A 5137-nucleotide genomic window follows, 5' to 3' on the forward strand; every position below is an offset into this window, starting at 1 on the left:
TTCGCCTTACGGTGGAGCTGTGCGTAGATGTGATCAAGAGACAGCCGATCACCTCGTCCTCGCGCATCACGGGGGCGCCTCGGATCACGGTCATCACCGGCCAGCCGGTGCATTCCATCCCGGCGAAGGGCGTCCAGCCGCAGGGCGAGGCGATCCAGCTCTCCTCGATGCTGCGGCGGCGCTTCAGGTCCACGATGGTGAAGTCGGCGTCATAGCCGGCGGCGAGCCGTCCCTTGGCGGTCACGCCATAGACCCGGGCCGGCCCGGCGCTCATCAGGTCCACCAGCCGGGCCAGGGACAGGCGCCCCTCGGCCACGTGGTTCAGCATCACCGGCACCAGCGTCTGCACGCCGGTCAGCCCGGCGGCGGTGGCCGGCCAGGGACGCTCCTTGGCGGCGCGGGAATGCGGCGCGTGGTCAGAGCCGATGCAGTCCACCGTGCCGTCGCGCACGGCGGCCCAGGCGGCCTCCATGTGGCGCGCGTCGCGGATCGGCGGGTTCATCACCGCATAGGCGCCCAGCCGCTCATAGGCCTCCGGCGCCACCTGGGTCAGGTGGTTCACCAGCACCTCGGCGGTCGCGACGTCGCGGTAGTCCTTGAGGTAGTCCAGCTCCTCGGCCGTGGAGACGTGCAGGATATGCGCGGGGCGCCGCGTCTTGTGCGCCAGCGCCATCAGCCGCCGCGTGCCGAGGAAGGCGCATTCCACATCGCGCCACTCGGCATGCAGGGCATGCGGGCCGCCGGCGGCATAGAGCGGCTTGCGCGCCTGCAGCCGGTACTCGTCCTCCGAATGATAGGCGATGCGGCGGCGGCCGGAGCGCATCACCGCCTCCAGGCTGGCATCGTCCTCCACCATCAGGTCGCCCGTCGAGGAACCAGCGAAGACCTTGATGCCGCAGACATTGGGCTGGAGTTCCAGCTCGGCGAGCCCGGCGATGTTGGTCCTGGTGGCGCCGACATAGAGGCCCATGTCGCACCAGGCACGGCCGGCGAGGTAGGCGCGCTTGTTGTCCAGCGCCTCCCGCGTCGTGATGGCGGGATTCGTGTTCGGCATGTCGAAGAGTGCGGTGATGCCGCCCAGGATGGCGGCACGGGTGCCGGTCTCGATGCTTTCCACCGTCATGTCCGGCCCGGCGCCCTGGCCCGGATCGCGCAGATGCACATGCGGGTCGATCAGCCCGGGAAGGACATGCAGCCCGGCGCAGTCCACCACCTCCTCCGCCGTGTCGGTCCGCAGGTCGCCCAGCGCGGCGATCCGCCCGTCGCGCACGCCGACATCGGCCTTCTCCTCGCCCCAGGGCAGGACACAGGTGCCGCCGCGCAGGATCAGGTCATAGGCTGCCATCGGGGGGATCTCCTTCACGGGGGGAGGACGGTGCTGGGACGGGCGCCCGGACGGGAACCCGCGGGGAATATGCGGCTGGCCTTATCGCACCGCTTGCCGCCGGCCGGGAGGGGCGGCGGCGAGGAGCCAGGATCGACATGCCCGTGCACGGCGAGTTCGAGCGCAACGACATGGTGGAGCACTTCGCCGAATACATGTCGGGCCATGCGGTCACGAAGCATGGCTGGGTGCAGTCCTATGGCAGCCGCTGCGTGAAGCTGCCCATCCCTCTACGGTGACGGAAGCCGGGGCTTTACCGGCCCTTTCCCTCAGGCGGCGCGGCGCACCTTCTCCTCCGTGCCGCGCCGCTGCTCCAGCAGCCCGTCCAGGCTGTTGCCGGTGATCTCCGTGCGCTGGCGCGGCAGGGCCTCCGGGTATTCGGCCTGCAGGAAGGCGATCATCTTCTCCCGCACCTCGCAGCGCAGATCGAAAGTGTTGCCGCCGCCCCGAGCGCTGACCAGGATGCGGACCTCCACCATGTTGCCCGGCGTGTCCGTCACCTGCAGCACGCAGGTCTTGCGGTCCCAGAAGCGGCTGGCGGAAGCGATCTCCTTCAGTTTCTCGCGCATCCGGTCCAGCGGCACGGTGTAGTCCACGCGCAGGAAGACAGAGCCGATCAGGTCGGAACTCTCATGCGTCCAGTTCTGGAACGGCTTCTCGATGAAATAGGAGAGCGGCACGATCAGCCGCCGCAGGTCCCAGAGCCGGACCACGACATAGGTGCTGGTGATGTTCTCGATCCAGCCCCATTCGCCTTCCAGCACCACCGCGTCCTCGACGCGGATCGGCTGCGTCATGGCGATCTGGATACCCGCCAACATGTTGCTCAGCAGCGGCCGCGCCGCGAGGCCGAGCACCAGGCCCGCGGCACCCGCCGAGGCGAAGAGCGACACGCCATACTGCCGCACGGCGGGGATGCTGGTGAGGGCCGCGGCCACGGTGACGATCACCAGCAGCGTCTGCCCGGTGCGGAGCAGGATGCGGACCTGCGTGACATGCTTGCGGGCGAGGAGGTTGTCCTCCACGTCCAGGCGGAAGCGGCGCAGATAGACCTCGGCCCCCAGGTTGAGCGCGGTGACCAGCATCCATCCCAGCGCCAGGATGAAGGCGCAGAGAAGCACCTGCGCAAGCGTCAGCGTGGTGGCATAAGGGAAGGGTGCCGCCGGCAGCACCGTGCCGACGGCCATGATGACCAGAAAGGTGCAGAGCGGCCCCTGGCTGCGCGTCACCAGCACCTGCAGGAAGCTTTGCCCGTAGCGCCCCGCCAAGCGGTAGAGCAGGCGAAGGCAGAAACGGGTGAGCGCCAGCGCGAGACCCGCCGCCAGAAGCAGCAACAGCGCGGCAAAGACTTCCGCTGGAAGCCAGGTCAGGAAGCCCCGGACCCGGTCCAATGTATTCCTGAGGCTGTCCGCCAAGCCTTCGGCCCCCTTGCCGCCGCTGCCGATGGATCGCGCTTCCCCGCCACGCCGGCCGGAAACGGGAATGCCTGAGGCGGGAATACCCGTGGAAATGCTCCGGCCGGCCATCACGCCCTGGGCAGCGAACACGGCGGTGAGCGGAAGGTTGCGCGGCCATGGGAAGCGGAGGGGAGCCCCCTCCGCCACCGGCACGGGATCTCAGGCGAAAAGGAAGTCGCTCGCTGGCAGCTGCGGCATGTCGTTCACCACGATCACGCCGTTTGTCCCGATCACGATGGAACTGGCCGTGTCATCGGGATCGTTGCCGATGGCGCTGCCGGGCTGGATGTTCAGGTCGCCGAAGGAATGCAACCGAAGGCCCGTGTCATGGCCTCCGCGTGGTTGCCCCCGGCCCTCAATGACCGGCGGAGCGGGAGAGGAGGTTGATGACCAGCACGCCCGCGAGGATCAGCGCCATGCCGAGGATCGCCGGCAGGTCCAGGTGCTGGCGGAACAGGGCGAGGCTCAGTACCGAGATCATGACGATGCCGAGGCCTGACCAGATGGCATAGGCCACGCCCACCGGAATGGTCCGGATGGCCAGCGAGAGCATGTAGAAGGTCAGGACATAGCAGAGCATGGTGAAGACCGAGGGCCAGAGGCGGGTGAAGCCGTCCGAGGCCTTCAGCGACAGCGTGCCAGCGACCTCGCCGCAGATCGCCACCAGCAGGAAGAGATAGGGGCGCATGGCGTCAGCGGGCCGCCAGCGCTTCGAAGACATCCCCCTGCATGGCCCGCCGCTCGACATGCCGCGCGTGCCACAGCGCGTAGAAGAGCAGGTGCCAGGCGGCGAAGCCCTCGCGCTTGCTGCCCGCCGCGCGGAACAGCGGCAGGATGCGCTCCGGCCGCGCGATCTCCGCCACCCCGGGCTGCGCCGCCACCAGCGGTGCCAGGCGGTCGGCGGCGGAGGCGATCCAGGCCCCCATCGGAACGGTGAAGCCCTTCTTCTTCGCGAAGGGCTGCGAGGCCGGGAAGTTCTGCGCCAGCCATTGCCGCAGCAGCCACTTGCCGGTCTCCCGCCGCACCTTCAGCCCGTCCGGCAGGCGCCAGCAGGCCTCCGTCACAGCGCGGTCCAGGAAGGGCACGCGCCCCTCCACCCCATGCGCCATCAGGCAGCGGTCCAGCTTCAGCAACAGGTCGTTGGGCAGCCAGTCGGCGATGTCCAGCGCCTGGGCGGCCATCAGCCGGGTGCGGCCCGGCGTCGCGGCGGCGGTCTCGGCGGCCTCGAACCCGTCCCGCCACAGCCGCGGCGGGTCGCGCAGCACGTCGAGCCGGTCGAAGGTGCCATGGGCGCGCATCGCCTTGCCGCCCAGCCACCAGGGGCGCATGGCGGAGCGGTGGCGGCCATAGCCGGCCAGGATCTCGTCGCCGCCCTCGCCGGACAGCACGACCTTCACCTCCTCCCTTGCCCGGCGGGCGAGGAACCAGGTGGGCACGATGGCATAGTCGGCCGCCGGGTCGTCCATGGCGCCGACGATCTCGGGCAGGTGGCGCCAGACCTCGACCTCGCTGACCTCCAGCCGCACATGCCGCGCCCCGGCGGCCCTGGCGACGGCGGCGGCCTGCTCGCGCTCGTCCTTGTCGCCCGTGTCGAAGCCGGCGGTGAAGGCCAGCACCGGCCTCTCGTTCAGCCGCGACATGGCGTGCAGCACCGCCGCGCTGTCCGTGCCGCCGGACAGGAACATGCCGTAGGGCACGTCGGCGCGCTGGTGGAACTCCACCGCCTCGGCAAAGGCCCGGCCGAAGCGGGTGATCGCCTCGGCCTCGCCGGTCTCCTCCGGCCCGCCTTCCGGCAGGGCCGCCTGCCGGTGGCGCTCCACCACGGCGCCGTCGGAGATGGCCAGGGTCTCTCCCGGCAGCACCCGCCGGATGCCCTCGAAGATCGTCTCCTGGCCGGTGGTGAACTGGAGCTGCATCAGCTCGTCCCGGCTCTCGGCCCGGACCTTCGGCGCCACCAGCCCGGCCGCGACCAGGGCCTGCGGCTCGGAGGCGAAGGCGATGCCGCCCGCCACCTCGGCGATGTAGAGCGGCTTGATGCCGAAGGGATCGCGCGACAGCACCACCCGCCGCGCCGCGCGGTCATGGATGGCCAGCGCCCACATGCCGCGCAGCCCGTCGGCGAAGCGGATGCCCTCCTGCCGCCACAGGTGCAGCGGCGGCTCGCAGTCGCTGCCGGTGGCACAGGAGAAGGCGTTGGCGGCCCGCAGCTCCGGGTTGTTGTAGATCTCGCCATTGCCGACCAGCGCCGCCGGCCCTGTCTCTTGATCACATCTACGCACAGCCCCACCGTAAGGCG

Annotated in this window: 5 protein-coding genes and 1 pseudogene; 1 reads left to right on the forward strand and 5 read right to left on the reverse strand. The window is 70.1% G+C overall.

Annotated features, from left to right (window positions below; genetic code table 11):
• The coding region (locus tag ROTAS13_RS18890; protein ID WP_075823102.1) for a dihydroorotase at positions 1-1345 on the reverse strand (1345 nt) is incomplete at its 3' end.
• A 131-nt stretch (positions 1346-1476) separates the two neighbouring features.
• Here ROTAS13_RS18890 and ROTAS13_RS18895 point away from each other — a divergent pair.
• Positions 1477-1611, forward strand: a pseudogene (locus ROTAS13_RS18895) (hypothetical protein); the annotation flags it as partial.
• Between the two features lie 42 nt (positions 1612-1653).
• Here the strand turns inward: ROTAS13_RS18895 and ROTAS13_RS18900 are convergent.
• The 4 genes from ROTAS13_RS18900 to asnB all read right to left on the reverse strand — a co-directional run.
• Entirely contained in the window at positions 1654-2775 is a 1122-nt protein-coding gene (locus ROTAS13_RS18900) for a mechanosensitive ion channel family protein (RefSeq protein WP_019461524.1), read from the reverse strand.
• A 225-nt stretch (positions 2776-3000) separates the two neighbouring features.
• Positions 3001-3153 carry a hypothetical protein gene (locus ROTAS13_RS27335; RefSeq protein ID WP_171979150.1) on the reverse strand — a complete coding sequence of 51 codons (153 nt, stop codon included), beginning with the start codon at positions 3151-3153 and terminating at the stop codon, positions 3001-3003.
• 43 nt (positions 3154-3196) lie between these two features.
• Entirely contained in the window at positions 3197-3529 is a 333-nt protein-coding gene (locus ROTAS13_RS18905) for an SMR family transporter (protein ID WP_075823103.1), read from the reverse strand.
• A 4-nt stretch (positions 3530-3533) separates the two neighbouring features.
• A partial coding sequence (gene asnB / locus ROTAS13_RS18910) for an asparagine synthase (glutamine-hydrolyzing) (RefSeq protein WP_075823104.1) occupies positions 3534-5137 on the reverse strand: 1604 nt, incomplete at its 5' end.

The sequence above is a fragment of the Roseomonas sp. TAS13 genome (assembly GCF_001950415.1).
Taxonomy (GTDB): Bacteria; Pseudomonadota; Alphaproteobacteria; order Acetobacterales; family Acetobacteraceae; genus Roseomonas; species Roseomonas mucosa.